Raw genomic sequence first — 26729 nt, 5'->3', positions numbered from 1 at the left:
ATTCTCATCGATGTTCTCTTGCAAACAACACATGTGGCCAGCTGTATCAGGGCGCCATCGCACTTTTCGCACGCATAAAACAATTTTTTCATGAGGCTCTCATAGCTGAACAGTTTTTCTCTTACATGATCAGGAATTGATGGATCACTGTTAATCTGAATGTTTGTTTTCATGGATTTGTTTAGTGGTTTTGTTATTAGTCAATTAATGATGGTTTGCGGTATGCCTTTTTGTTTGTATGAAAACCAGAGTTTAAATGCAAAAAGAGCATCCACTTACTAGTGAAAATCACATACTTGCTGATACTGGCAATCACAGTTTTGTTTTCGGTATATGCAGGACATAGTTATTTTACTTATGAATTTGCAATTGATGAAGCAAAAAAGACAACATTGTTGAGGAGCCAGGCACAGGCAAACAACATCATGCAAGACCTCGATGGGCACATTTATTCAAAAATACTAGAGCTGCAAAGTCTAACAGAAATAAAACAAATTCAGTCATCAGTTATAGAATCTAACCAGAAATTTGATGAATCAGATCTTGTAGAGTTAGAATCTCCTCTAGATATTACACAACATGATAGAACCAAATTAATGAAGAGCATATTTGAGAACAAAATTTCTGCTAGACTCAATGAGTTTGTCTTATCAGACACGAACGAATACAACCTAAATGTTGTAAAAGAACTGTTTGTGACAAACCAATATGGGGCAGTTATTGCCCTTACGACAGGCACGACAGATTACATACAAGCAGATGAGGAATGGTGGCAAATTACAAAAAACAAACAGAGTTTTGTGGGCAAGATGGAATACGACAAGAATTATGATGATTATGTAGTCCCATTTGCATTTCCCATTCTGGATGAATCTTCAAACTATATCGGAACGCTGAGAATTACAGTTAGTTATCATGTCTTATTGGAAGACTTCCTAAATGATGCTGATGTGCTAAACGAAGCAAGAAAAAACGTCATACTTGTCGACAATGATGGTCAGGCCATATACAAAAACGGGCAAATATTCCCGTCTAATTCAAAAATAGAATATTTTTCCAGATTCACAACAGATAATGATAGTTTTGAGATCGGTTATCCAGATATCATCTTTGTGTCTTATGCAACATCAATAGGATATAGAGACTTTAGAGGATTTGACTGGGTTGTTGTAATAGAGCAAGACTCCTCAGTAGTAGAAGGATTTGAGACGCTTGAGAGGAACTTTTTGATCTCAACGTTACTCGGAATAATATCTGCCACGGCTCTTGGAATAGTTCTGTCCCGTTTTGTTACAAATCCTCTTGCTAGGCTTTCAAAGATCACAGTGCTTCTTGGAAGGGGAGATTTTGATGCAAAGATACAGAAAAGCAAAATTACAGAGATAAACACCATAATGAATTCTTTTAGAGAAATGGAAGTTTCCTTAAAGAAATTATTTGAAACAGAGAAAAAGCTGTCCGAAGCAAATGCACGCATAAAAAACGAAAGACTGACTGCAATAGGAGAGCTTTCTGCAAGCATGGCTCACGACATGAAAAACCCTCTTGGCACAATCCGCACTGGAATGGACATCATAAAGAGAAACGTCGGATCCAATCCAGAAATAGACACAGTCATACAAAGAATGGATAGGGCAGTTTCTCGCATGTCGCATCAGGTGGAAGACGTTCTAAATTACTTGAGAAAAACACCACTTTTGATCAAGCCTGCGTCCATAAGATCAATTATTAAATCAGCAATACAATCGCTAGAGGTTCCAAAAGAAGTGCAGATTTCCATAGAGGGACAAGACATCACAATAGACTGCGATGAGAAAAAAATGGAAATATTATTTATCAACTTGATTTTAAATTCTATTCAGGCAACAGATCAAGACAAGGGCAAAATTACAATTAAAATCAAACAAAACAACAACAATGCCATAATTGAGATTGAGGATAATGGCCCTGGAATTGAGGAAAAAATAATTCCAGATGTTTTCAAACCACTAGTTACGACAAAACAAAAAGGAACTGGTCTTGGCCTTGCCAGCTGCAAAAATATCGTAGAGCAACACAATGGCTCCATTTCATTTCAGAATGACCCAACTATCTTTACCATAACTATACCAATTACACAAGAAATGAAAAACTCGTAAGCAAGTTTTTTATGAGAAGAAAAACCAAGTAATGTAGTGTCCGGCCAAAAGACAATTCTAATTGTAGACGATGATGTAGATCTGCTAGAAAACACCGCCTTTATGATCAAGGGCATGGGTCACAATGTATTTACTGCAAAGGACGGAGATGATGGAGTGACTAAATACAAGGACATAAGGCCAGACTTGACATTTATGGACATAAGAATGCCAAAAATGGATGGCTATGATGCATTTCTTAAGATAAGGCAACACGACTCGAGTGCCAAAGTGATTCTAATTACGGCATACAATCAGGACGAAAAGAAATACCTCAAGGCAAAGAGCCTAGGCCTAATTGAGGCAATATCAAAGCCATATTCATTTGAGATACTAGAAGGCCTAATCAACAAGCACGCCTAATGTTTTGCTAGCTTTTTCATTACAGTAAATCTGTCTTGGTAGAACTGGATGGATTCTTCCACAAATCCATAATACCAGTCTTTGATTTGTTTGTCTTCAAAGATTTTTTTGAGTTTTGTATTGTCCAATCCCGCTTGTTTTGATCCTGAGGGCAAAAACAGATGCGTGTAAAACCAATAAGAAAGCTGGTCTGCAAGTTTTTTTTCTTCTATTGACTCAAAGAATTCCTGGTATTTTATTGACAGATACGTTAAAAGCTCAAAAACTGGGAATTTTGAGAGCTTTGTTACCTGAATATTATCTAAAAACATGCCACCTGCCAGGGTTTTTAATCTGTATACATCATTTGACACAATTGATTTGAGATACTCCCATTTTCCAAACATCATTGGTAGAACATTAGAGTAATGGTGCGCCATTTTGTCAATTTCCTTATTTGTAAGCTCCAAAACATCAAGGCAGTATAGAATACCATGGACGGAGAGCCTATAGACATCGGCCGGGCCGCGGTTATAGTTCTTGCCATCGGTCACCACAAGACCAACATCTAAAACTCCTGGAGAATGTTTTCCGCGATCTTTTCTCCCTTTTAACAAGCGGCGATATTCTTTTTCTTTAGTTCTAATATTTGTGATATCATCGTTTAATGCTATTTTTGCCATGCCCCATGTTGTGAGGGATCCATGCAAAGCCAGAATTTCCAACATTTTCTGAACATTAGAATGATGTTTTATTGCGGATTTTCTTCTAAAGGAATAATTTCCAAAAAGACGTTTTGCCATAGGCAGAACATATAGCTTGTAAGATTGCAAATTTCCATAAACTATGGGCTCATCAAGCATACCGCAAAAAGGCAGATTCTACTAATAATACTTTCTAAGAATTTACTTTAGGTACAATATTTTACAAAAAAGGCATGCCGCAAACCATCATTAATTGACTAATAATATCATTGTGTACGAACACTATGAAAAGTTACTACATACTACAAACAGTCAACAAGAGATCTGCTCAAGATACATTAAATGAAAGCAAAGCAAAATTACAAAAATGCAAATCATGCAGTGGAATACTAGAAGAGATCAATTTTTGTACAGAATGCAAATTAGCAATTTTCTTAAAATGTACCACCTGTGATAAAAAAGAATACGCGGATTTGCACGAGTTTTGTTATTGTCAGCTAGATATACTCACCACAATTTGAGGATCAAAAATAAATACAAAGAAAGAGTAACTCTACCCATGAAACTTTTGCTTGTAGTTATTTTATCGGCGGCTTTTGGTACGCTTTTACTAGAGGAAGCACGTGGTGACGCAATACACCCCCTAGTACAAGTCCACATGGGCATACCGCCAAATGAAGTAGTATGTAATGAAGATCTTGTGAAGCTTGTTGATTCTGAAAAGACCAGAGTCATTTGTGTCAAAGAATCATCAGTGGATATATTTGCAAGAGGCGGATGGGAAAGACTACCGGATTCTGAGCCAAGTGTGACAGAAATTAAAGATATAATCAAGACAATTTCAATTACAAAGGCTGAGTCTATTGGAGTAAAGAAGAGTTCCACATCCATATACAACTATATCTTTGAAGTATGTGCTGGATCAGTAACACTTGTTGCCCCAGAAATCCTAATCAAAACCGACCTCGATACAAAGACAATCACGCTGTCACAAGACATTCCGGCTAACTCGTGCAGAATGTCGTCTGCTACAGTAACTGCGATTAATTCAAGTTCAATAACGGCAAGCCTAACAAACCAGGACGATATTGTGTCAAAAATAGCATCAATAAACGACAAGATCACCAGTCTCAATCAGCAACTTGAAGCAGAAAAAGAGACCTTGGCCTCAATACTGCTTGAACAAAACACTGATGAGAAAAAGGCAAAGATAGGAGAATCCACTACCAAGATCACCTCATTGCGACAAGCAATTAACGATCTTAGGGACGACATAGCCAGATACAACCTAGTATTGTATGGACAAAAATCGAAAACAGATCTACCAAAGACATCGTTTACCGGCTCGGAGATATCCGGAAATCATGTCAAGATAATATCTGCCCTACCATCTAAGACAAAGGGAGTTTGGGATGTAGTACTGGAAGTATGTGCAGGAAGGGAATCGATTTCTGATCCCATAATCAAGGTCACAACAGACACGGTCGATACGACTTTGAAGCTTACAAAAATAGCATCAAATTCTTGTTACAAGACAGGAACAAAAGTAGAAGCAAATTCCTCTTCTAGTATATCTCTCAAGTTTTCGGATGTGACATTTGAGATAGCCAGACTTCAAGGATTGATAAAAGACATGGAGGCAAAACTGGCTACAAAAAGAGGCGAGCTTGCTGACTTGACAAATACTGTCAATCCAGATCCCAAAAAGATCCACAAAGTAACCAACGAGGTCATTTCATTAAGGGAAGATATAGTCAGAGCAAAGTCAAGCCTGTACCAAAACATCTACAATGCATATAAAAATTAAAAATCATAACAAGTTCAATTAAACAAACCAAATTCTGTTTTAAAAATAAAATGTCATCAACAAGATGACGTGTTGGCCACGACTTGTGGCCACACTCTGCATTTTAGCACAAGTGGTTTTCTGCTCTCGTCAAAAATGCACGGTACCTTAGAGTCAGAACAAATCATGCATTTGATTCCATTTGTTGCAAGATTTGTTTCTTTTTTTGACGGCAATCCTGCAATCAGAATTTTTTCTGGTACAGATTGTTGTTTGTAGACTTGAATTGTTGACATGATGTTAGTACAATAGCGAATAATATGAGCCTGTATACCGTATTGCGGTATGCCTTAACATGTAAGTTGACAAAATTTATTCATAATTCAGCACAGTCATGTTTAGCTAATTTGAAAATATATGCATAAACTTAAAAAACTAAAATAAATAAAAAAGAGGTTTTACATTCTGTATGTTTTTTTGATATACATGGATGCTTTTTGTTCTTCCATGATTTTCTGTATTGATCTGATTTCTTCTGTCTTCAAATTCTTGAACTTTGTTGTTGTATCTGATTTGTCTGCAGACTTTATTACTGGATTAGATGATGTTTTTAGACCATAGCTTTTTGGTGATAGTTTGTCATCTGTTGATGCCTTTTTTGCTTCAGCAACAGATATTGATGAAGATACTAATGAGACAGCGAGAATTGCTACGATTGCAGAAATTTTTAATGACTTCACCGAATCACCTCCTATGACTTCTCATTCTTCTCAGATGTGAGAGAGTGATTTACTTGCATAACAATATTGTATTAATTTGATATTAGTGAATATACATCCGTATGCGGTATGCCTTATTTTTACACAAATATAGAGCTAGGCATGCCGCATTTCTGCATCTACTTCTTTATACGAAAATAACTCACGGTCTGTGAAATGCCAGACGAACATTGCAGAAAATGTGGTAATGTGCAAATGACTTGCTCTTTGTGTGCCAAATGCAGATGCGGAACGCAAAGGATCTGTATTGCGTGTGGACATAGAACACTAGAACAATTTCATGTAGATTGTTTTTACGATCTAGAATGTGTTCAAGTGATCATGCCTCGTAAAATAGAATATGCCTTATAGAAAAGGCACGCCGCAAATCCACAATTATGCACTAATAATATGATTTAACAGAAATCATGGACACAAACCAAGATGTTAGGGATCCTAGTATGTGCTCAATTCCAAATGAAGCCTTCAATTCACTTTCATTTGGTTTTGACAAAGCCTGACCCAATGGTTTGTGCTCCAACTTGTTATCTATTGAACTGAAAACGAGGCAGAGCCAATTAGTACATTGTTGTATCGCGCAGAGACAATGTATTTGCCTGCCTGCCAGCTCGAATCAATCATCATTGGGACAGTGAACTGGCCCTTGTTTGTGAGAATCCCTTTTAGATCATATGATGTGCCGTCCGGTCTGACTATGGTAAGAATGACATATGTGCCTGTCTTAAAATCGTCAATTTTGCCTGAGATTTTTGCTTGCGTTGTCTGGTAGGACTGTTTTGAGAATGTCGGTGCGCTGATTTGTATCGTTCCACCCTTTTGGATTGGTTCGGGCTCTGGGTCTGGCACTGCAGAGACAATTGTAGGTGTTTCTGGTGCGCTAATTTGCACCTGCATTATTCCGTTTTGGATTAGGTACTGCAAGCCAGAGACAAATTCTGCATCAGAGATCGTTCCCTGGGACCACCACCTTGCATTGCTTTTGACCCAATATGGAATGGTTTGTGAGCTTGCTTGGCCTTGGGATGTTTGCGGTATTGTGATTAGGTCATGCTCTATCATGTATTTTATTCCGCCCACAAATTCTGAATCGGAAATTGTACCTTCTGCCCACCATTTCCCCAGGTCCTTGACCCAGTCTGGAATGGAGATTTGTTGTGGTACATGTTTTGGTGTGGGTTTTGGTGCAGGGTTTGTTGTGGCGCCTTCCTTTCCAAACACATAGAGCCAGACGATTCCGTTTCTGGTCTTGTCGTTGAGTGAGCCGGAAATGTAAATGTCATTTTTTTGCGAATTTATCTGAATGTCTGCTATATTGTAGGATCTTGCAGAGATGTTGATTCCAGACTTTACATATTGCGGGTAATCGTATAGCGAGCCGACCAGCTTTGAGAATGTCCCTGAGCTTGTCTGGTCTGGCGTTATCTCTTCTACCTTGAAGAATCCTCCTTTTCCCTCAATTAGCCTTTTTGCGAATTCGGTCTGCAGTGGTGTGATGACTTGGTGGTTTGCATCTGTATAGGAATAGTCCAGGTCTTGCTGAATTGGGGTGTTGCAGGTGTGGTCTTGCCATGCTGACGACGACTTTATTGCATCAATCATCAGCTGGCCGTGCAGTAACTCGTGATAATACACCACCAGGTCTTCTATCTTTTTGATCTCTGGATCTTTTTCTGTGCTTGCTGCAAGTGCCACGGAATTTAGCATCAGCTCGTTGTTGCAGTTTATGGTCATCTTTCCATTTGATATTGTAATAGAGCACTTCCAGACATAGATTCCCCCAGTGATAGCACCGCCCTGGTGGGCAATTGAGGAATCAAATTTTGCAAGCCTTGTTTGGATTGTTGCATTAACAGAGCTGTAGGTTTCTCCCTGGTCGCATGGAAAATAATACGTAATTGGTGCGGAAAACGAGTTTATCGTATCAGTGACGTCTTTTTTTGGAATTGTGATTTGCTCAAACTCTGACTTTAGCGTATTGTACAATGCCTGTTCTTGTGGGGTGGGCTCAACATATGCGCCAAAGGCGGCAGGAATAGCAGACAAAATTGCAAGTGTGACTGCCAGTCCTACAAAGTTCAATTCTAGGAATTGTTTTTGTTATTTGCTACTTAAGACTTGGGATGTTTTGTGCAGTGAACTATTCCACGTAATGATGGTGTATCAGATTATCATAGAACCGCACTGACTTGATGTTGACAAATTCTAGCATTCCATATCTGGATAATTCCCTGCCAAAGCCGCTCTGCTTTATTCCGCCAAAGGGAACTCGAGGATCAGATATCACCACATTATTGACTGTGACGATTCCGGATTCTATTTGGCGAGACAGTGCCTCTGCCTTGTTTAGGTTCTCAGTCCAGATGGAAGCGCCTAGGCCAAACTCGGAGCTGTTTGCCAGCTTGATTGCCTCTTTTTCGTCCTCTACTATGGTAATTGGCGCAATTGGTCCAAAGGTTTCCTCCTTTGCTATTCGCATGTCCGGCTTTATCCCAGAGAGAATGGTTGGTTTGTAATAGTATCCCTTGGAGTGGGCTCGCTCACCACCCAGAAGAATTGTAGCGCCCTTGGCTCTGGCGTCATCCACCATGCCTGAGATGTTCTCAAGTGCGTCCCGGTTTACCAGCGGCCCAATGTCGGATTCAATCTGCATCGGATCGCCCACAGTCAATCTTGATGTGTTATAGACGAATTTTTCAATGAATTCGTTTGCCACTTTTTTTGATACAAAAAATCTCTTTGATGCAATACAGGACTGGCCACAATTGATGAACCTGCCCTTTACTGCGCCGTTTGCTGCCTTTTCCACGTTTGCATCATCTAAAACAATGAATGGATCAGAGCCGCCCAATTCCAGTACACATTTTTTTAGTTGCGATGCAGCACGCTGGCCAACCATTGCGCCAATTTTTGTACTACCGGTAAATGTTACTGCATTCACATCGGAATCAATTAGGTGGTTTGCCGACTCGGAGCTGCCAACTATGGTCTGAAATGCTCCCTCTGGAAAGCCGATCTCTGAGAATGCTCGCTCTAATTCCAGGCCGCACTGTAAAGTGACACTTGATGGCTTCATCACTATGGTGTTTCCCGCCATAAGACATGGGGCTGCAAATCGTAATGCCTGCCAGTACGGGAAATTCCATGGCATAATAGATGCTACAATTCCTAATGGCTCAAATCGAATGAAGCTCTTGCGAGCATCCGTATTGAGCACTTCTTCGTGGATGAACGTGCTGCCATGATCTGCATAATACTCCATTGCCCAGGCGCACTTTTCCACCTCGGAGATTGCCTCTTTGAGTACCTTGCCCATTTCCCTTGTGGCAACTTCTGCAAGCTGGGTTTTGTTTTTGCGAAGAAACGATACTAAATCATAGATGAGTGCCTTTCTTTTTTCATAGTCTTTTTTCCATTCTGAAAATGTTGATTTTGCAACTTTGACCTTTTGCTGGACCTGCTCTTTTGACATGGCCTCATAGGACTGGATTGGTTCTTCTGTTGCGGGATTGATTGTGGTCAGCTTCACGCACGATTATCACGCATGGGTCTAATTAAATATGGTGCTAATTACCATTAGTTACCAATTACTACCAAATGTTTAAATACCACACATTGGTTGTAATAACCAATGGATGGAAAAAAATACCAAGCCCCGAGAAAGGACCAGGTAGACTATCCTCCACAACAAAAGGTGCAAAAAATGACAACAAACGAAACAACAAAAGACGTGTTTTCAGTATACACCAAGAGCTTTGACAAGCTAAAGACCGCATTAGACAAATCTGCTGCACAATCACTACAGTCGTACACAAGCCTAAACCAGGAGCTAGTAACTTCTTGGACTAACTTTGTGCACACTGCAGTAACAATCCAGCAAAGCGTAGCCAACAAAGTTGGTATCAACTATTCTTTGCCAGAACAAACAATCACAGCAGTATCTGATGCGACAGAGGCATTTGTAAAGGCAGTCGAGACAAACAACAAAGTTGTCCAGACAGCATTTGATGCAACAATCCAAAACGTAAAGACAATCAACCAAAACGCATCAGCCTTTGCAGACATGGGTCAAAACATCGTTAACTCTTGGATTAGTGCCTGGAAACCACGAAACTAAATTTACTCTCTTTTTTCTTTTTTTATTCTAGATCTGAATATCGGCATGATTTTTGTAAGAATTAGAATAATTTTGCAAGAAAAGATCAGAAATCACAAAATAAGGTTTAACATTTTCTACACAAAATGTGCCGTATGAAGACCAAACCAGATAATACTGCGACTATACAATACAGAATCGGCATCGGTAGCTGTCGCCAAAGTACAATCCCGTTTTTGGCCTTAAGCTAGGGGTGCCGGATTTTTTTGCACTACTTGGCTTGCTTTTGGATCTTGTCTAGCGCTTCCTTTGATTTTGCCTCTGCATCTTTTGCAAAGTTCTTCCAGACGTTTTGCCAGTTGTCGAAAAACGCCTTGAATGATACGAATCCCGACTCTTTCCAGAGGTCCTCCCATGCTTTTTGCGACCACTGATATGGATTTTGCTCAAACTGCTTTGCCATGTTTTGCCAGATCTCGTTGTATTTTTTCATCTCCTCAAAGTTGGACGACTTGAGTGCCTGCTCAAAGCCCTGGATGTACAGCTTGAACGCACTTGTTGCTTGCTCCTGCATTGCCTGAAATGACTTTGCCCACAGATCGGTTGCCTTGGCATATGCATCTAGCATATCGTTTTGCTTTTGGTCTTTTTCCATGAAATGATAGAAACATTGTTACAAAAATAGTTGTTGATGATTATTTTTTGAGATTGCCTAATGAACTGACTGCCAGCAACAACACTCAGACCAGGTACATCTTGGGCATTCTTTTGTCGATTTTGCTATTTTACATTCAGAGCAAGAGCAGCTACAGTCAGCGCACTTGATTTTCATTATATCATTATTGTTGTAATTGCTTTAGAACCTTGGGGTGGAGAACTTGCTTTATGGTCCTTGACTTGCCGTCCGCAAATACATCACCGCAACAATACTTCATGGAAAACTCCGCCATCTGTATGAGAATCGGGGTTAGGGCATGCCCTTTTTCGGTCATGGCATATTCAACTCTTGGTGGGGTTTCAGGATAGATCTTTCTAGTAATTAGACCGTCTTTTTCCATTTCGCGCAGTCGTACGGAAAGTGTTTTTGGGTTTATCCCCTCAATAGAGTCCAGAAACTGGTTAAACCTGGTTTGCTTAAACATAGTCATGTTTCGAATTATGTGCATTGCGAATTTTTTGCCCATCAGCTTTACTGTGGTGTCCACGGGACATGCCTTGATGGCACAGCAGCTTGGGTTTAGAAATTCTTCGTATTCGTGCTTCAACTTACCGTTTCCTCACTTACTTTCTGTTTAGAAACTTTCTATGTTAAATACTTACCTTTCTATAGCAACTACAAGGAAGTAACTAACTATGGAATGTACAGACGGAACATGCAAAATGGAAAGCATAGAATCTTGCGCTTGTGGCTCTAGCAAGTCATATGAGCAATGTTGCGGATGCGACACAGTCGATCCGGTAGAACATGCAATGATGGCTTGGCACAAGGCGTTCTTTGCTGCGCACAATGATGCAATGGCCGAGAGAATGAGAAAGAGGATAGAGACATCCTACGGCCCAGTTATGGACAAGGCAGCTGACGCTGTCTTTGAAGCAATTGGCAAGGTTTGGAGCTCCATGCTCACTCAGTCCGAGGCAAAAAAAGAAGTCGCATCAAAGCTGCAAAAAATATTCTCTGAAGCAAATAAGAGATAGCAAATTCCCCAATCCCCTGCTATCTCTTATTTTCTTTTTTTTTTATGAATAAGACCGTCACTGGCAGACTGTATGCCAATAGCAATTAGTAGACCAAGCTTCCAGCGTGCCAGTGACTTTGGTTACGGGTTTGGGCAAAACATGGCTGTTTTACACCAAGTTGGGTTAAAGTAAAATCTATTAAAATTGGCCGAAGATTTTGTAATCTTGTTCTAAAATTATGAAATCGCCATTTCAGATGAGCTAAACAGTTGTAGCTTTAATGGACTAGCAATACCGGGCATTGTGCATTCTCAGAGACGGCTCGCGAGACACTTCCCAGCGTTTTGATTTTTTTGATGCCGTGCAAGCCTTGGCTTCCCATTATTATCAGGTCCATTCTTCTTCCTTTTGCGAATCTAAGAATTGTCTCTTTTGGTGAGCCCTTGATGAGATCATAATCAGCGGATGCTCCTTGTTCTTTGCAGTCCATTACTTTGTTACGCAGTTCTAGCTCTATTGAGGACAACGATTTGTGGGGCTTTTTAGAATCAGTTACTGTCCTGGTAAGCCTTGGCGGCAAGTCCTTGTCCAAGACAGTTAGGAACCACAGCTCAGAGTCGAATTTTTTTGATATTTCAATTGCCACATCTAGTGCTTTTTTGGAGAAATTTGAGCTGTCATATGGAACAAGAATTCTCTTAAACACACAACATACAAGAAACAACCAAATTAAATCATTTTTTATTAGATTCGGAATTGGAACATTCCAGAGTTCGCGCTGTGTCAATCTACAGGGATCATTTTGCAGAGCAGATCAGCTAAGAGCGGTTTACTGAGTTTCCTCGGCTGGCTTTATTTTCCTAAAATTCACATACAGGCCAATGTCATATGCAATTTTTAGAACGCCGCCAATGACAAATGGTGCAGACAGCCACAGTGACTGGATAATCATTCCAGTAATAGACGGACTGACTGCTTGGGCAATGTTTCGTGAGGTGTTTGTTATGCCTGCAGCTGCAGTTCTTTCTTTGTCATTTACTATGGCAACAATGTATGATTGTCGTGTAGGCACATCCATTTGTGAAATGCTCATTCTTGCCAGATACAATCCAAGGGCGATTGGAAATATTGGAGCAAATGCAACCAAGATGAGCAATACATTTGATGCAATGTGTGTGGTCACCATTGTGTTAATGAGGCCTATCTTTCCAGCAATCTTTGTTGCAGCCAAAAACGATAAAGCGGTAAGAACTCCAGCTATTGAGAATATCATTGCCAAAATGGGCAGATCTACTCCAAACCTTGTAAAAAACCAGTACGATACAATGCTCTGTATTACAAAGCCACCTGCAAACGAGTCAACTGCAAAAAGAGCAGACAGTTTTCCAATACGTTTTTTCGACTCTGCAGACAGCGTATTTGGATGCTCTTTTTTATCTGCAGGGTCTGCCCTGAGTTCAATATTCTTTGATAACAGAAAATAGATCACAGTTACCGCAACAGCAATCACACTATAAAGAAGAAAAAGCGGCTTGATTGAATCAATCTGACCAAACCCAAATGCTTGTCCTATGAATTCTGGCAATCCCGACAACAAGACGCCTGCTGCCATTGCAAGTGTCCCAACTGTATTGTAAATGGCAAAAGCTGTTGTTCTTTTTTTGGCGTCATTGACTGTTTGCGGCAATACTGACTGCTCTATTGAGAGAAACGCGCCTGTTTCCGAGCCTGTGACGTTTATTGTTCCAATTAATGCAGCTACAATTAATGCCACAAAGTTATTCGTAGCAAGAAAGATTGCACCAGACACACCCATCAAAATACCATAAATAATCAGGATTTTTTTGCGCCCAATTCTGTCAGCGTAAAAACTAGCCAGCAAGGTAAAGATTACACTATTGACAAGAGTTGCGCTAAGAACAATACCAATTTGGATTTCACTGAATCCAGCTAATTTCAGATAGATTCCAATTATGATGCTCAAAAACCCATAAGCAAATGCCCTAGCTATTCTGGCAGATAGAATCAATTTCCCATCTTTGGAGAGCCAGTCTAGCGACAACATACACTAGTCTTTTATCTCGTTCACCATTATTCTTCTTTTTTGCAGTTTTGATTTGTTATAGGCTAGAATATTTCGTGGTGCGCAGGTTCACATGATGCCAAGCTTGAGCCCGACAAGAGATCCTCCCGCGTACCAGCGTGTATAACATACGTAATGGTACAATTAAAGGAACACTACTGATTCATACGATCAAATCGTACTTGACTAGATTTTTACAACATGAGTGACATCAGATATGGTGATTATTCCCTTTGATGTGGAATTTGCATTCTTTTTTATCGCATCAACTACCTCATCCACCCGATCGTCTTCTACCACGGTAACAATGCAGTCGATTAGATTGTAGGATTGTTCTTCTAGCCTTGTACCTCTGGATGTGTGAATTTTTGCGCGCTCTGCAGTACCTCGTCCTCGTGCATAAAATACTGTTAGTCCACCAACTCCTGCCTTTTCTACTGCCTCAACTACTCGCTCTAGCTTGCCAAACTGGAAAAACGCCTCGACTCTCTTCATTGAAATGAAGCGTGCAACCTTGAATTTAACAGGTCAGATCGATTATCAAAGGTGATAATTTCGCACTAACGATTTTTCCCAAATGGCCCCTGATGATCAGGCAGGCAGCACTTGCATTCCTTTAGATAACACTCGGATTGCTTTTCATGCCCGCATGAGCCACAATCGCACGGTTTGTTGTTTGCCATTGCACCACAAAACAGTTCATTGTTTTTATTTTGATATGCAGCGAAACAGTTTTGAGAATCGGGTGCAGACATTAAATAGTTGACAGCGCACTGCCAGTGCTCTTTTTGCAAATGCAGGGAACAAGTCATTGTACCAGACAAGGACGGCAAGTACATCTGCTCAAGCTGTAGGCTTGGCAAGCATGGGCACAAAGACTAGATGTCATCTATTGTGATTTTGACTTGCTTTCCCTCATAATTTTTGATTACTTCCTTTACCTTGTCGGTTGGAACTATGATTATTCGCCTTTGATTTCCATTGGTGTCGCTGCCTGACTTTGCAAGTTTGGTAACAAACGACGTTGCCATGAATATCATGCCATGGGCCAGTATATAATTATGTATAATTGTGCACAATGTATAAATATGCAAGATGATGTATAATTGTGTATAATTTGATGGTCATAAAGCACAAGGTTTCAGAATGTCAGGAACACATTCTGGTAAATGATGAAGAGCACGGTGAGATTCTTTGCGCAAAATGCGGCCGTGTCATACAAGACAAAACAGAAGAAGCCGGAGCAGAGTGGAGATCATTTGAGAATCAGCCAGACAGAGGTAGGACTGGCGATGGTACATGTCTTAGCAAACACGACATGGGCCTTGCAACAATAATCAGCCGCTCAAACAAGGACGTCACAGGAAAACCACTATCTGTTGGAATGAAAAACACAATTGAGCGACTTCGGATGTGGGATAATAGAAGTCAGGCATATTCGGCAGGTGATAGAAATCTCCGACAGGCATTCAGCCAGTTATTGTCACTAAAAGAAAAACTCGGCCTATCCGACGCAGTAATAGAAAAGACGGCCTACATTTACAGAAAAGCTCATGAAAAAAAGATAACTCGTGGCAGGCCAATTTCGGCATTTTTGTGCGCCACTCTATATGCAGCGTGCAGAGAGACGGAAACTCCAAGAACCCTAAAGGAAATAAGCAAATCAAGCATGGTCAAAGTAAAGCAGATCAACAAGTGCTACAGGATACTAGTGGAGAGATTTGATCTGAGAATGCCGCTAGTCGACCCCATTGTGTGCGTTTCAAGAATAGCAAACAAGGCAGGAGTATCAGAAAAGACAAAACGCGAGGCTGCAAACATTCTCAAAGAATATGAAAGAAAGGAAACCACTGCAGGCAAAAGCCCGATGGTCGTTGCGGCAACTGCAGTATACATTGCCACTCTGAAAAACAACGATGGCTTTACCCAAAGAGACATTGCGCAGGCGGCAAATGTAACCGAGGTTGCAATCAGAAATAGAACCGCGTCAATTAGGTGTGCAATAGGCCTAGCCTAGGCATTCTTTAGACTCATACAAACATCATGGAAGTCGACTCCCAAGGTTTGCAAATCTAGAGAATGTTTTTGCCGCTTTGCTTTGTGGCAATGTCAAATGCCTCTTCTACGTTTGTGACAAAGATCTTGCCGTCACCTGCAGTGCCTGTGCTAACGGCATTCATTATTGCGTTCACGACTGTGCCCACCTTTGAATCATCGACTACGGTCATTATTGTGGCAATTCTATTGTAGGCAGCCTCAAATTTGGCAGTTCCTCTGGATCCTTGCAACATTGGTCGTTCTCCAGAGCCTATTCCGCGAGATTGGGTGATTGTTACTCCTCCCACTTCGCTTATCTTTAATGCGTTAACGACATTGCTAAGCTTGTCTTCCTGTATTATTGCCTCGATCCTCTTCATAGGTAAAAGAGCGAAATTGCAATTTAAAATACAAATAGCCGATTATCAGATTTGAGCATCTCTGATTTTCAAGACAGAAAATTATGTCTCGATTTTTTATAGACAAACGCAAGAAATGTCTCATTGACCACCGCAAAAGACCTAATGAAGCAACCAATTACTGTTGATAGAGCAGCAAGCGTTGCAGACGCTCTACGAAAAATGGTAAACGACGACATTAGCCGCGTTCTAATTAGCGACAATGGTGAGCCAATAGGAGTAGCAACTGAACGCGATGTTGGGCTTTTCTTGCTAACAGAGCAGACAGAGAGAAAGATTGACGCAGTTCCAATTACAGAATTAATGAGTAAGCTGGTAACGGTAAATCACATTACAAGCATAGAGGACTGCGCCCAAATAATGGCAGAGCGAGACATTGGCTCACTTGGCGTCAATTTCAATGGAAAAACTCAGGGGATCATAACAAGAACGGATCTTACCAGATATTACATTACAAAGTTTGTCGGAGAAAAACGCGTAGGCGATGTCATGACAATTTCTTTTGTGTCATGTTATGAGAACGATCCATTATACGAAGCACTCTCCAGCATGGTAAGCCAAAAGGTATCTAGAATCATAGTCAAAAACGCGGCAGAAAAGCCAGTTGGCGTCATGTCATTTAGGGATTTATTCAGACTATCAATGGTTTTAGGAAAGGAAGAAGAAATTGTGGATAATTCGTCAGGAATTACTGTTCTCTTTTCAAGAAAAGGCCTGATCTCAAAGACAGGCTTTGGCGCAACAGCACAAGTAAAGGAGGCAATGACTCTCAACATGATAACAGTAGAGCATGACGATGACTTAACCATGGCATGCACCACTTTGATTGAAAATGACATTAATGCAGCTGCAGTTTTGGTCAACGGCAAGCTTACCGGAATTCTCAGTAAAACAGATGTGGTTCGGGCAATTGCCGCAATTTCCAAAAAGAAAAAGGACACGATCTAATATGGGGCTATTTGAAAATCTTCTAGTTCCAGTTGATGGCTCTATTGCATCGCTCAAGGCGCTAAACAGCGCAATAGAAATTTCACAAATGTCTGGAGCACAGATCACAATACTGCATGTCATACCGGCAGTCGAAGAAAGTCCCAAGTCAAGAATGACTGCGTTTGAAAAGCAATTGGAAAAGCAGGGTCAGGATATCTTAGATGACGCCGCATCCATTGCAAAAAAGCAAAAAGTCAAGTTCAAGACCAGTCTTCTCAAGGACTCGCCTGGACATGCAATTGTCAGGCTGGCAAAAAAGGGCAAGTTTGATCACGTCATAATGAGCACTACAGGTACAGGCTCTGCACAAGACGACATGTTAGGAAGTGTTTCAAACTATGTTGTGCACAAATCAGAGATCCCAGTGTATTTGATAAGATAATATTATTTCGGGTTGGTAATTAGATAATAAACAACCGGACCTACAAAAATTGCTGCAAGTCCTATTCCAGAAATAATCCAAGTCAGTTTCTTTCTGTCCATCATGCCAAGTTTGGTTTTTGGCCAGTATAATTATTATTGTAAATTTCAGACGTGATATTTACTCGGCTGAAAGCAAGTCCTTTACATGGCGGCAATACGCATCGACTAGGACCACGTTTCCCTGCCGAATTATGAGCTGGACTATCTCGTCGCTTACTTTGACCAAATCTGGATCTAATTAGAAGATCAACGATATAACTCGTTATTTGATTATCATCTTTCTTTTGGCTTGTGCTGAGCTTCTTCGTCTAGCTTGAATTCTTCCTCATCGGCATATGCCTGCTCCGCATGCTCGCCAATGTCTAGGCCAATTTCCTCTACTTCCTTTGATACTCTAATTCCGATTAGGAACTTGATTACCTTGAGTATGGCAAATGTTCCTCCAAACCCTAGTGCAGCTGCAACAGCTACGCCTATTCCTTGAATGACTATTTGCATCGGGTTGCCAAAGAGCAATCCGTTTGGTCCGCCCGGGTTGATTGCAGCAGACGCAAAGATTCCAATTGCCAGAGATCCAATGATTCCAGCTATACCGTGGACTGAGCTGACATCCAGCGCATCATCAATTTTGAATCTGTCTTTGATTAACAATACACCGCAATACGACGCAAGGCCAATTGCAATACCAATTACAAACGAGTGCTCTACGCTAACATAGCCAGACGCCGGCGTGATTCCTGCAAGGCCTGCAATGGCGCCGTTGATTGCAGCTATTACGCTTGGCTTGCCTGTTCTCATCCATGACAATCCAACCCAGATCAGGGCAGAAATGGACGATGCCATGTGAGTGACAATCACAGTGTTTCCAGCTACTCCGCCAGAAGACAGTGCGCTTCCTGCGTTGAATCCAAACCATCCCAGCCAGAGTAATGACGAGCCCAAAACAGCGATTGGAATGCTGTGCGGGACCATTATTGCCGGCCCATAGTTCCTTCTCTTGCCTAGAACAATTGCAGCTGCCAGTGCCCCCATGCCGACACTAGTGTGAATTACAATACCTCCTGCAAAGTCAAATACTCCAAGATCACCTAGCCATCCCCCTCCCCAAATCCAGTGAGTCAGCGGATAGTAGATCAGAGCAGACCAGGCCACGATAAATATGATAAATGAAGAAAACTTCATTCTCTCAGCTATAACACCAGTCAAAAGCAACGGCGTGATTGCAGCAAACATTAGCTGGAATTTAGCAAACAACACTCCAGGAATTGTAGGCGCAAATGGAAGCGAGTCGTCCCATGGGACACCTTTCAAGAACACATAGTCCAGGTTGCCTACAATGCCGCCAGTGTCTGGCCCAAACACAAGACTAAATCCAAATACAAACCACATCACGCTAAGTAATGCAAGACCAAAGAAGATCTGCATGAAAATTGAAACTGTGTTTTTTCTTCGCAAAAGGCCAGCTTCGAAGAGGCCCAGAGCCGGAATCATCAACAGAACCAAGCTGCCAGCAATTAGAATCCATGCTGTATCCCCAGAGTCTATTGGCACAGTCGAACCGCATGTTTTTTACTATTTAATCTTGCGTCAAAAATTCATAATTGATTATCATTTGATTATCGAATGTCTCAACTCTGAGATTAGAAAAAAGATATTTTACTGTGTGAGTAATTTGAAAAACACTTGATACGAATCGAAGTCATTTTGCCAAAAAACGAGGTAATGTCAGTAAGCGAGGGCCTCAAGCAAATCAATGTTGGCGGCCTGACAGTGTCAAAAAAGCGAGGCCGCGGAAAAAACCCAGGTCCTGAAATTCACGCAGCAAAGGGAACCGAGGTATTCATTCCCCAGTTCTCAGACAAGTATGTACTTGAAATCATCGTTCCAGAAAACATGGAGGAAAAGGCAATCCAAATAATAAAACAAAATGCCACGCTGGGCAAGATTTTCGTGCACCCAGTCCTTCGCACCTACGACATCAAGACAGGCGCCGAAGGCGAAAAGGCAATCTAGAATTTACCTACCAGCTCTCGCCAGCATGAAAGATGGTACCAGTTCTGTCTATGTAGTATCACTTCCAGATCCGAGAGGGTCGTCTGCTGTTTGCATTTTTGGCATGTAACTGTATGATTTTGTGTTGACATGAAATGAGTTTTTGAGATTTGGCTTAAAATCAGCTGTTTATGCTATACAAAAAACAGTTTTTGCTATACCTTGATAATTCCCTGGCTTACCAGGAACTGGATTCCAGAGACAAAGTCCTTGTCGGTGATTTTTCCATCTGACCAGAATTTTGCGTTGTTCTTTACCCAGTCAGGTATCTGAGTGGAGGCTGTTTTTGCGGCATCTGTCTTTGGGATTTTCACTATTCCCTGCTTTATGAGATACTGGATTCCAGAGACAAAGTCCTTGTCGGTGATTTTTCCATCTGACCAGAATTTTGCGTTGGTTTTGATCCATGCGGGAATTGCCGCTTGCTCTGCAGGGCTTGGCGAAGGCGACGTTTTTGAGCTGACATCAAATGAGAATGTGGCCGGAACAAATGGGTTAAAGTCAGCTAGGCCCCTTCCAGTCAACACCAGTTGTAGTGCGTATTTTCCCTCTGCGGGAATTGTTATTTTTCTAGAGTCGACTCCGCTGGGCACAGATATGCCAAGAGAGGAGCCGGTTCCGGTATTTACGATAAATTCCTCGCCCTTGGAGTTTTTGACGCTGTAGGCATATCGCAGATCCTTTGCCAGCAAGCCAGACGGATCATAGAATGCGATTGTAAAAGGCACATCCTTGCTTGCGCCATATCTTGGATCATAGGATATTGTTGCCTTGTAGTTGTTTGAGAACTTGATATCGGCTGTTTTGAGCGCAGAACTTGTATCAGGCGAGATTTGCACTATCATTGTGTGCTTGTCTGTTATTTTTTTTTCTATGATTTTGAGCTCCTCGCCAGATACTGCAAAGTGCAAAACGTTTGTGTCCTTGTTGGTATAAGCATCAAGGCTTAGGCCGCTTGCAAAGATTGGAACTCCGTTTATTGTGCCCTTGAAGCTGTTCACATTTTGAAATGGTGCAAACGATTTTGGGATCTCAATGTCGGTTCTCACCAGTGCAGTGTGTTGCGCATGTTCCCAGTGGAAAGGCATCTCAAACGTTATTGTTTTAGTGGATTCTGAAAACTCGAAATTTGTTATCTTGTCCTGAAATGCACGTACTGTAACCGGTGTTTTGCCGGACGCAGTTGCAAGTGAGAATTGTTGCTCTGACGCAATGTTGATTTTTGTCTCAAATTCAATGTCTTCTGTTGTCTGGGTTTTTGGGTTTGTTGCGCCAATGATTGCAACTTTGACTGTGTATTCTCCCGGCTTGTCAAAGACAGGGCCGCGCATAATTGGGGTGCTGGTTGCAGTAGATTCCAGTGCGCTAGGAACTATTGGGTCCTTGTTTCCCTCGTATTTTGTGCAGCGCCAGACTTCTTTTTCTGTGCACTCTGACTTTGGCTGGACCTTGACTGTCAGCTCGCCGTCTGCATCATAGAACATCTGGGCCGCAAGTAATGTTTCGCCTGAGAATATCTGGACTCGATACGTTACGCGCTCTATGTTGATGTTTGTCTTTGAGTCAAAAAATCTCACGTTTAGCTTGGCAGAGGAGTCCTTTGCAGGATTAAAGTCAACTGGATCAAGGGCGGCAGAAATTGTTACGTCTTTTCCGCCAAAGCTTACTGGCGGCGCAGCTGAGCCTCCATGGTGTTGGGCATATGCCAAATTAACTGTGAAAATTGCCGCCAAAAATGCCGTTAAAATCAAAAACTTGTACAACTAGTCATTTTAGCTTTGAGGCGATATTAAAAACTAGTTCATAACTTGTCTTTACATAATTTCATGACTGATAATCAGACTAGGCTTAAAACTCTGGAATTTCCATTCATATCATATGATTGCAGATCGCATGCTACGCGACCTCCTGCCTATGTCGTTTACCGCGGTTCCCTGCGTTAGCATACAGAGGCAGGCAAAGATAGAAGAGGCAATCGGACTTTTGATTCCGTACCTAGAGTCCATGGCAGACTCGCTAATTGTTACGGGCGACAACAACGAGCCAATCGGAGTAGTCGGAGGGCGGGAAATAGTGGAAAAAATCCTGGCAAATCCATCCCGAAGTGTCTTTGAAGGAGAAATTGAAAAAATAATGTCGCCCGTTGTAACTCGCATCTCCGGCACAAGCACAATTCGAAGCATCATTGAGGACTGGCAAAGAACAGGCAGGGCATTTTCAATACTTCCAAACGCACTGGGAGGATTCTCAGTAATTTCTGCAAGAAAGATGCTCGAAGTTGGCAAAATATCAATGACAGACATGAGAATATCGGAGCTGCCAAAAAAGAAAATCCACACCTTTAGCACAAACTCCACAATAAACGAGGTAATCAATTCAATGCTCAAAAACAAAACCCGCAAGCTGCTCCTGGAAAACACAAACCAGTTTGTCAGCGACAGAATAATAATAGAAAAAATCGCATCTGACCTGAATTATCTTAGAAACACCGGCAACTTTTTGGATTTGCCAGTGACTGGGTTCGGCCTGGAATACGCCAAGGTAATCACCAAGGATATCATGGTAAATGAGCTTGCAAGCATCATGTTTGGAATGCAGCACCCATATGCAGTCTTTCGCGACCAGGTTATCAGCCCGTGGGACATTTGTGTCGCATTGCTTTCCGAGAGAATGCAGGAATACGACTAAATTTGCATTGCGGTGTAGTGCAATGCACGGTACCGCAGTCCTAGTTGTTATATCAAATTCACACCATGCCATATCATGCAAACATTAAGCATACAGGAAGTAGAAAAAAAGGACACGATACTGGGGGCAATCTCGGACAAGTATTCCAGAATAATACTGGAAGCTACAATGAATGTTCCAAAGACAGCGCTAGAGATAAGCACCGAATACAACATTCCAATTTCGACCACATATAGAAGACTTCAGGTCCTGCACGACGCCAAGTTGCTTGCCATTTCCGGCTCCATTAGCGACGATGGGAAAAAGTTCTTCATGTACAAAAGCAAGGTAAAGCAAGTCTCGACGTCCTTCCAAAATGGAATAATTGATGTATCAATTATCCCAAACTAGTTTTTTCTTAATTTTTGTACCAAGACAACGCTGGACACAATAGCTGCCAAGGCAAGGGCAGCAGATGGAAACTCAGGAATCACTCTTGTTCCAACTATCTCTACTTGTTTGGAGCCTTCGGGAAGGACAAAGATCATTGTACGCTTGCCATCCTGTGTGTTGGATTCGTATCCTTTTTCCCCGCCGTCAATTAAAAGGACCAGCCTTTTTCCTTGTGCAGACACCAATTCCTCTGAGAATCGCACCGACATGAGGTCATCTTGGTTTATGTCATCTATGGATATTACCAGTGATTTTCTTTCCTTGTTGATGTCAACCGATGTTATTTGTGCCATAGTATCTTCATTGGAGCTTTCACCTTCTCCTACAGTGCTAAACCTATAGAAAATTGTAAAGCCGGTATCTTCCACGGTGATCTGGTGTTTTTTCATCATCAGTTCCGCAATGTCTGTGTGCTGGACCTGTATTTGGGCAAACGCAATGCCTGGCATGACAGCCAATGCAAACAACAAAACAGATTTCATATCAGAATCGTCTTGTGTCGCCTTCTAGCAGGCCAGACCCATCATGGATTCTATCAATGTGTTTTGAGAGGTCTTCTTTTGATGGAAATTTGGATTCGCAGTAAGGACATGTGAACTGTTTTCCCATGGGAATAGTTTTGTGATTTTGTTATTTGAAAGGGCTAGTTGATTATCAAATCAGAAACTCAGTTTCATTTTTGATAATTTTGTATTGCTTTAATTATATTCCATCTAAACTACACCACATGATAAAGACCAAGTACCAAAGAATACTTGTTGCGCTGGACGGCTCCAAGAACTCGGTTCGCGGCCTAAACGAGGCAATATACCTAGCTAGGCAATGCCAGGCAATCATCACTGGTATCTATGTAATACCAAGGGCGCCGCATCCTGCATTTCGCTCGCCCAGATATCCAGAAAAGCCGCGCCTCAGGGGAGCGCAAAACATCATGGACTTTGCAAAAAGATATTGCGCGCAAAATGGCGTAATGTTTGAGCAAAAGATAGTCTTTGGCGACGCAGGCCACACAATAGTAAAGTTTGCCAAGGACAAGAATTTTGACATCATAGTGATTGGCGCAAGAGGAGTTGGTGCTCTAAAGGAAGTCTTCTTTGGAAGCGTATCAAACTATGTCTTGCACAAGAGCTCATTGCCAGTGCTTGTGGTAAAATAAGAAAAAGAGTATTAGCCCTTTAGGGCTTCAAGATTTTTGTTTAGCTTTGATGCCGGAATTATTTTGTATCCGCCGCACTCAAATGCAAAGACATCTGCATAGACAAACTTGGTCTTGCCAGAGAATGTCTCATCACCATCATGGAGCGTGGTGACGTAATAGTTTGTCACACGACAATCCGTGTATTCCATTTGTCTTAGTGTTTTGATACCGTATGTGACAGACACATCCACATCAAACTCGTTATCAGAGTCGTGCGCCATTCCGCGTCGCTCGTAGCTGATCTCAGCGTTTTCATACAAGAGATCCTTGTCAGCGCCTACCGCACCCCACAACTGAAATGATGGAGTCTCGGACCACTTGTAGCCAAAGTCTTGCGTGAAGACCTTGAAGGAGTTTACCTCTTCTATTCCTTTTGCAAATTTGAAGACGGTCTTGATGTGCAGATCACCTACGCTGTCGCTTTCTGCATATGCATTTGTTGTCGCAAACACAACAACGAGAGCTGCAGCTAGTGCTAGATATGTTGGAGTCATTAAGAAAAAGTCTGCAAACAAAAAGATAAGCAGTGCGAATGCATTGCACTAGAATTGTTTGTTCCAGTTTTGATTTTAGTGCAGAGTGCTTATTAGTTCGAATTACTATTCTTACATCGAAATGCCCAAGCTAGAAAAATGCAAATGCAAAATCTGCAAGTCCTGCCTTTTCCAGGCAGAATATGGAAGCGATGTCTGTCTTGCCTGCAGATCAAAGCTGTGTACGCTCAGTCTTGCCAGTTGATTCTGTACGCAATTATTATTCGTGGCTCTGACTTGCCCCACTCGGATTTTGTGTGGCCCGCATTGCCTTCCGATATTGTCCCCCACTTGAATTTGGGAAATTGTGTCTCAATCATGCCTGATTTTGTGTATTTTCTCATATAGGCAGTCTGAATGCACTGCATGGCAAAGCAGTCCTACTCGATATATCAAATTTTGATTATACCGTATCATGCAAGTTCAGCTTGAAGGAAGAAAAATCGATGACGACCGCAAAGGCGTTATCCTGGGAATAATGTCCGACAAGTACTGCCGGGCAATAATTGAAGCCACAATGAGTACGCCAAAGGCGGCAATAGAGATCTCTGCAGACTGCAAGATCCCAATTAGCACCGTCTACCGCAGGCTACAGATCCTGCACGACAACAAATTGCTTGCCATCTCCGGCTCGATAACACAGGAGGGCAAAAAGCACTTTTTGTACAAAAGCAAGGTAAAGGCGATGACTTCGACGTTTAATGGAGGCAACCTAGAAGTCGAGATCGTTCCTAATATGGCAAATTAGGGACTAATTTCCAATTTTTGAAATCCAGCATTGATAATCGAAATTTGTTTTAAATCACTAGGCGTGGCTTTCTAGCCATGGACGAGTTGTATTCATCACCAGTGTTTACCCTAACAGAAAACGACACCATCCATGACGCCCTAGGAATGATGAAGACAAACTTTGTCAAGCGAATAGTAATTGTAAAAAACAAAAAGCCAGTCGGAATAATAACAGAGCGCGACATTAACGCATTTTTAGAAAACGACACTACTGCAAGAGCGCTAGATGAAATACGGCTAAAAGAAATAATGAAGACAAACGTCATCACTATAACGGCCGGCCAGGCAGACCACCTCTCCCAATGCGCCACAAGAATGGATACTTTTAGGATCGGCTCCATAGTAGTAGTAGACGATCAGGGCGACGTAGTGGGGATTACCACCCAGACAGACATCAACAGGCATTACGCCAAGATGTATCCAGGAAAATACAAGGTACGCGACTATATGACAGACAAGGTAATAACATGTAGAGAATCTGACTCGCTAGGATTTGCGCTGGACATCATAAACAACAACAAGACTTCGCGCCTTGTGGTAACGGATCATAAGGGAAATGCAAAGGGAATAATCACGACAAATGATTTTCTAAAGCACAGTGAGTATTTCAAAAAATCAATTGCAAAAATTCGCGATTATTTGTTGCCAGGGGGGACAACCGAAGACAAAAAAGTTGGCGAGTTTATCAAGTATGAGATTCTTATTGTAGAGTCAGACGATGACTTGGCAACTGCGGCTGACCTCATGGCAAAAAACAACATCAGCGGAGTTCCAGTAATTGTGCTAAAAAACAACAAGCTTACAGGAATTGTCACAAAAGCAGACGTGGTACGAGCGTTTAGCCAAGTAATAACGCACGCAAAACTCTTGGAAAAATACAAAACATTCCGCTAGAATTATGTAGTATAGTATAGTAAAGTAAAGATCTCCAGTTGGAAACAAGCATACCAAGAAGAAAGCAGCATCCGCCAAAAAAAGAAACCACCCGTAGCATCACCTACAGATTGCCGGCCAAGGTAGTCGAAGAGCTGGAAACAGAGGCAATGCAAAAAAACATCTCGCACAATGTACTAGTAAAGCAGATTTTAGAAAAATACCTAGTCTGGGACAGATTTGCAGACAAAATAGGCATCATACCCGTACCAAAAAAGATTCTAGAGACGATGGGCCAAAACTTTGACTGGGTCCAGATAAACCAGGTAATAGAGTCAATCAAGCCAGTAATCAAGGAATCGGTACTATTCATGAAGGGCAACTATGATCTAAAGCGCTGCATTGAAACACTAGAAGACTATATGCGCGCCTCTGGAATGCTCTCAGATCACAGAGTGGAAGGTGCCATACACCATTTTGTCATACAGCACAACTTGGGTGTAAAATGGTCGCTATTTACAGAACAGCTTCTCAAGGAGATATTTGCGGAATTTTTGCCAAACCAAAAGCTAAAGTGCCAAACAACAGAATCCACAGTAATAGCTACAATATCGCTGGGATCTGACTTTTCAGAGCACGACTATTAAAAAAAAT

At 41.6% G+C, this 26729-nt stretch carries 33 protein-coding genes; 15 read left to right on the top strand and 18 right to left on the bottom strand.

What is annotated here, in order from left to right:
• Positions 1-281 precede the first annotated feature (281 nt).
• Positions 282-2138, top strand: coding sequence for a sensor histidine kinase (locus NAQ_RS08645; protein ID WP_100183140.1), 1857 nt, complete (start codon positions 282-284; stop codon positions 2136-2138).
• A gap of 36 nt (positions 2139-2174) precedes the next feature.
• Positions 2175-2540, top strand: a complete 366-nt coding sequence (locus NAQ_RS08640; RefSeq protein WP_100183139.1) for a response regulator — start codon at positions 2175-2177, stop codon at positions 2538-2540.
• Here the strand turns inward: NAQ_RS08640 and NAQ_RS08635 are convergent.
• Positions 2537-3382, bottom strand: a complete 846-nt coding sequence (locus NAQ_RS08635) for a hypothetical protein (RefSeq protein ID WP_100183138.1) — start codon at positions 3380-3382, stop codon at positions 2537-2539. The genes NAQ_RS08640 and NAQ_RS08635 overlap by 4 nt on opposite strands.
• Positions 3383-3782: 400 nt before the next feature.
• On the opposite strand from NAQ_RS08635, the gene NAQ_RS08630 reads away from it, so the two are divergent.
• Positions 3783-5030, top strand: a complete 1248-nt coding sequence (locus tag NAQ_RS08630) for a coiled-coil domain-containing protein (RefSeq protein ID WP_100183137.1) — start codon at positions 3783-3785, stop codon at positions 5028-5030.
• 56 nt (positions 5031-5086) lie between these two features.
• On the opposite strand, the gene NAQ_RS08625 is transcribed toward NAQ_RS08630, so the two are convergent.
• The 4 genes from NAQ_RS08625 to NAQ_RS08610 all read right to left on the bottom strand — a co-directional run bounded on the left by NAQ_RS08625 (position 5087) and on the right by NAQ_RS08610 (position 9314).
• Entirely contained in the window at positions 5087-5305 is a 219-nt protein-coding gene (locus tag NAQ_RS08625; RefSeq protein ID WP_100183136.1) for a hypothetical protein, read from the bottom strand.
• A 162-nt stretch (positions 5306-5467) separates the two neighbouring features.
• Positions 5468-5749 (bottom strand): hypothetical protein, encoded by a 282-nt coding sequence (locus tag NAQ_RS08620; RefSeq protein ID WP_100183135.1) that lies wholly within the window; start codon positions 5747-5749, stop codon positions 5468-5470.
• Positions 5750-6316: 567 nt separating this feature from the next.
• The gene (locus NAQ_RS08615) at positions 6317-7867 is read right to left on the bottom strand and encodes a hypothetical protein (RefSeq protein WP_100183134.1); all 1551 of its coding nucleotides are present in this window, start codon (positions 7865-7867) and stop codon (positions 6317-6319) included.
• A gap of 58 nt (positions 7868-7925) precedes the next feature.
• Positions 7926-9314, bottom strand: a complete 1389-nt coding sequence (locus NAQ_RS08610; RefSeq protein ID WP_100183133.1) for an NAD-dependent succinate-semialdehyde dehydrogenase — start codon at positions 9312-9314, stop codon at positions 7926-7928.
• Positions 9315-9416: 102 nt separating this feature from the next.
• On the opposite strand from NAQ_RS08610, the gene NAQ_RS08605 reads away from it, so the two are divergent.
• The gene (locus NAQ_RS08605; protein WP_100183132.1) at positions 9417-9902 is read left to right on the top strand and encodes a hypothetical protein; all 486 of its coding nucleotides are present in this window, start codon (positions 9417-9419) and stop codon (positions 9900-9902) included.
• 250 nt (positions 9903-10152) lie between these two features.
• Here the strand turns inward: NAQ_RS08605 and NAQ_RS08600 are convergent, their stop codons facing one another.
• Both NAQ_RS08600 and NAQ_RS08595 read right to left on the bottom strand, forming a co-directional pair.
• A complete protein-coding gene (locus NAQ_RS08600) occupies positions 10153-10536 on the bottom strand; it encodes a hypothetical protein (RefSeq protein ID WP_100183131.1) in 384 nt (127 codons plus the stop codon).
• A 184-nt stretch (positions 10537-10720) separates the two neighbouring features.
• Complete coding sequence (locus NAQ_RS08595; protein ID WP_245871600.1) at positions 10721-11146, bottom strand: winged helix-turn-helix transcriptional regulator; 426 nt, start codon at positions 11144-11146, stop codon at positions 10721-10723.
• A gap of 115 nt (positions 11147-11261) precedes the next feature.
• Here NAQ_RS08595 and NAQ_RS08590 point away from each other — a divergent pair, with 115 nt between their 5' ends.
• Positions 11262-11576: a hypothetical protein gene (locus tag NAQ_RS08590; RefSeq protein ID WP_162858722.1), complete on the top strand. Its 315-nt coding sequence runs from the start codon at positions 11262-11264 to the stop codon at positions 11574-11576.
• Positions 11577-11835: 259 nt separating this feature from the next.
• Here NAQ_RS08590 and NAQ_RS08585 read toward each other — a convergent pair whose 3' ends face one another.
• From NAQ_RS08585 to NAQ_RS10215, 4 genes are all read right to left on the bottom strand, one after another.
• Positions 11836-12264: a universal stress protein gene (locus tag NAQ_RS08585; protein ID WP_162858721.1), complete on the bottom strand. Its 429-nt coding sequence runs from the start codon at positions 12262-12264 to the stop codon at positions 11836-11838.
• A 123-nt stretch (positions 12265-12387) separates the two neighbouring features.
• A complete protein-coding gene (locus NAQ_RS08580; protein ID WP_100183128.1) occupies positions 12388-13623 on the bottom strand; it encodes an MFS transporter in 1236 nt (411 codons plus the stop codon).
• A 204-nt stretch (positions 13624-13827) separates the two neighbouring features.
• Complete coding sequence (locus NAQ_RS08575; RefSeq protein WP_100183127.1) at positions 13828-14136, bottom strand: P-II family nitrogen regulator; 309 nt, start codon at positions 14134-14136, stop codon at positions 13828-13830.
• 383 nt (positions 14137-14519) lie between these two features.
• Positions 14520-14672, bottom strand: a complete 153-nt coding sequence (locus NAQ_RS10215) for a hypothetical protein (RefSeq protein ID WP_162858720.1) — start codon at positions 14670-14672, stop codon at positions 14520-14522.
• 89 nt (positions 14673-14761) lie between these two features.
• Here NAQ_RS10215 and NAQ_RS08565 point away from each other — a divergent pair, with 89 nt between their 5' ends.
• A complete protein-coding gene (locus NAQ_RS08565; RefSeq protein ID WP_100183125.1) occupies positions 14762-15658 on the top strand; it encodes a transcription initiation factor IIB in 897 nt (298 codons plus the stop codon).
• A gap of 55 nt (positions 15659-15713) precedes the next feature.
• On the opposite strand, the gene NAQ_RS08560 is transcribed toward NAQ_RS08565, so the two are convergent.
• Positions 15714-16058 (bottom strand): P-II family nitrogen regulator, encoded by a 345-nt coding sequence (locus NAQ_RS08560; protein WP_100183124.1) that lies wholly within the window; start codon positions 16056-16058, stop codon positions 15714-15716.
• Positions 16059-16181: 123 nt separating this feature from the next.
• Between NAQ_RS08560 and NAQ_RS08555 the strand changes: the two genes are divergently transcribed.
• Positions 16182-17045, top strand: a complete 864-nt coding sequence (locus NAQ_RS08555; protein ID WP_100183123.1) for a CBS domain-containing protein — start codon at positions 16182-16184, stop codon at positions 17043-17045.
• A gap of 1 nt (position 17046) precedes the next feature.
• Entirely contained in the window at positions 17047-17469 is a 423-nt protein-coding gene (locus NAQ_RS08550) for a universal stress protein (RefSeq protein WP_162858719.1), read from the top strand.
• A gap of 314 nt (positions 17470-17783) precedes the next feature.
• On the opposite strand, the gene NAQ_RS08545 is transcribed toward NAQ_RS08550, so the two are convergent.
• On the bottom strand, positions 17784-19061 hold the full coding sequence (locus tag NAQ_RS08545) for an ammonium transporter (protein WP_100183121.1): 1278 nt from the start codon (positions 19059-19061) through the stop codon (positions 17784-17786).
• 132 nt (positions 19062-19193) lie between these two features.
• On the opposite strand from NAQ_RS08545, the gene NAQ_RS08540 reads away from it, so the two are divergent.
• Positions 19194-19523, top strand: coding sequence for a P-II family nitrogen regulator (locus tag NAQ_RS08540; protein ID WP_100183120.1), 330 nt, complete (start codon positions 19194-19196; stop codon positions 19521-19523).
• Between the two features lie 194 nt (positions 19524-19717).
• Here the strand turns inward: NAQ_RS08540 and NAQ_RS08535 are convergent, their stop codons facing one another.
• Positions 19718-21325, bottom strand: coding sequence for a peptidase (locus NAQ_RS08535; protein ID WP_100183119.1), 1608 nt, complete (start codon positions 21323-21325; stop codon positions 19718-19720).
• A 130-nt stretch (positions 21326-21455) separates the two neighbouring features.
• Here NAQ_RS08535 and NAQ_RS08530 point away from each other — a divergent pair, with 130 nt between their 5' ends.
• Both NAQ_RS08530 and NAQ_RS08525 read left to right on the top strand, forming a co-directional pair.
• The gene (locus NAQ_RS08530; RefSeq protein WP_162858718.1) at positions 21456-22250 is read left to right on the top strand and encodes a CBS domain-containing protein; all 795 of its coding nucleotides are present in this window, start codon (positions 21456-21458) and stop codon (positions 22248-22250) included.
• 75 nt (positions 22251-22325) lie between these two features.
• Positions 22326-22640: a helix-turn-helix domain-containing protein gene (locus NAQ_RS08525; RefSeq protein ID WP_100183117.1), complete on the top strand. Its 315-nt coding sequence runs from the start codon at positions 22326-22328 to the stop codon at positions 22638-22640.
• Here the strand turns inward: NAQ_RS08525 and NAQ_RS08520 are convergent.
• Together NAQ_RS08520 and NAQ_RS10210 are read right to left on the bottom strand one after the other, a co-directional pair.
• A complete protein-coding gene (locus tag NAQ_RS08520) occupies positions 22637-23164 on the bottom strand; it encodes a hypothetical protein (RefSeq protein ID WP_100183116.1) in 528 nt (175 codons plus the stop codon). The two genes, NAQ_RS08525 and NAQ_RS08520, sit on opposite strands and share 4 nt — an antisense overlap.
• A 1-nt stretch (position 23165) precedes the next feature.
• Entirely contained in the window at positions 23166-23291 is a 126-nt protein-coding gene (locus NAQ_RS10210) for a C2H2-type zinc finger protein (RefSeq protein ID WP_162858717.1), read from the bottom strand.
• Between the two features lie 118 nt (positions 23292-23409).
• On the opposite strand from NAQ_RS10210, the gene NAQ_RS08515 reads away from it, so the two are divergent.
• A complete protein-coding gene (locus tag NAQ_RS08515) occupies positions 23410-23838 on the top strand; it encodes a universal stress protein (RefSeq protein WP_100183115.1) in 429 nt (142 codons plus the stop codon).
• An 11-nt stretch (positions 23839-23849) separates the two neighbouring features.
• Here the strand turns inward: NAQ_RS08515 and NAQ_RS08510 are convergent, their stop codons facing one another.
• Both NAQ_RS08510 and NAQ_RS08505 read right to left on the bottom strand, forming a co-directional pair.
• Complete coding sequence (locus NAQ_RS08510) at positions 23850-24374, bottom strand: hypothetical protein (protein ID WP_162858716.1); 525 nt, start codon at positions 24372-24374, stop codon at positions 23850-23852.
• A gap of 227 nt (positions 24375-24601) precedes the next feature.
• Entirely contained in the window at positions 24602-24781 is a 180-nt protein-coding gene (locus NAQ_RS08505) for a hypothetical protein (RefSeq protein WP_100183113.1), read from the bottom strand.
• Between the two features lie 47 nt (positions 24782-24828).
• On the opposite strand from NAQ_RS08505, the gene NAQ_RS08500 reads away from it, so the two are divergent.
• The 3 genes from NAQ_RS08500 (at position 24829) to NAQ_RS08490 (ending at position 26722) form a co-directional block, all read left to right on the top strand.
• The gene (locus tag NAQ_RS08500; RefSeq protein WP_100183112.1) at positions 24829-25161 is read left to right on the top strand and encodes a helix-turn-helix transcriptional regulator; all 333 of its coding nucleotides are present in this window, start codon (positions 24829-24831) and stop codon (positions 25159-25161) included.
• A gap of 77 nt (positions 25162-25238) precedes the next feature.
• Positions 25239-26096 carry a CBS domain-containing protein gene (locus tag NAQ_RS08495; RefSeq protein WP_100183111.1) on the top strand — a complete coding sequence of 286 codons (858 nt, stop codon included), beginning with the start codon at positions 25239-25241 and terminating at the stop codon, positions 26094-26096.
• Between the two features lie 38 nt (positions 26097-26134).
• A complete protein-coding gene (locus tag NAQ_RS08490) occupies positions 26135-26722 on the top strand; it encodes a hypothetical protein (RefSeq protein WP_100183110.1) in 588 nt (195 codons plus the stop codon).
• Positions 26723-26729: the final 7 nt, after the last annotated feature.

Origin of the sequence: Candidatus Nitrosotenuis aquarius (assembly GCF_002787055.1) — an archaeon.
GTDB classification, from domain to species: Archaea; Thermoproteota; Nitrososphaeria; order Nitrososphaerales; family Nitrosopumilaceae; genus Nitrosotenuis; species Nitrosotenuis aquarius.
This window is presented reverse-complemented; position numbering and strand designations above follow the sequence as displayed.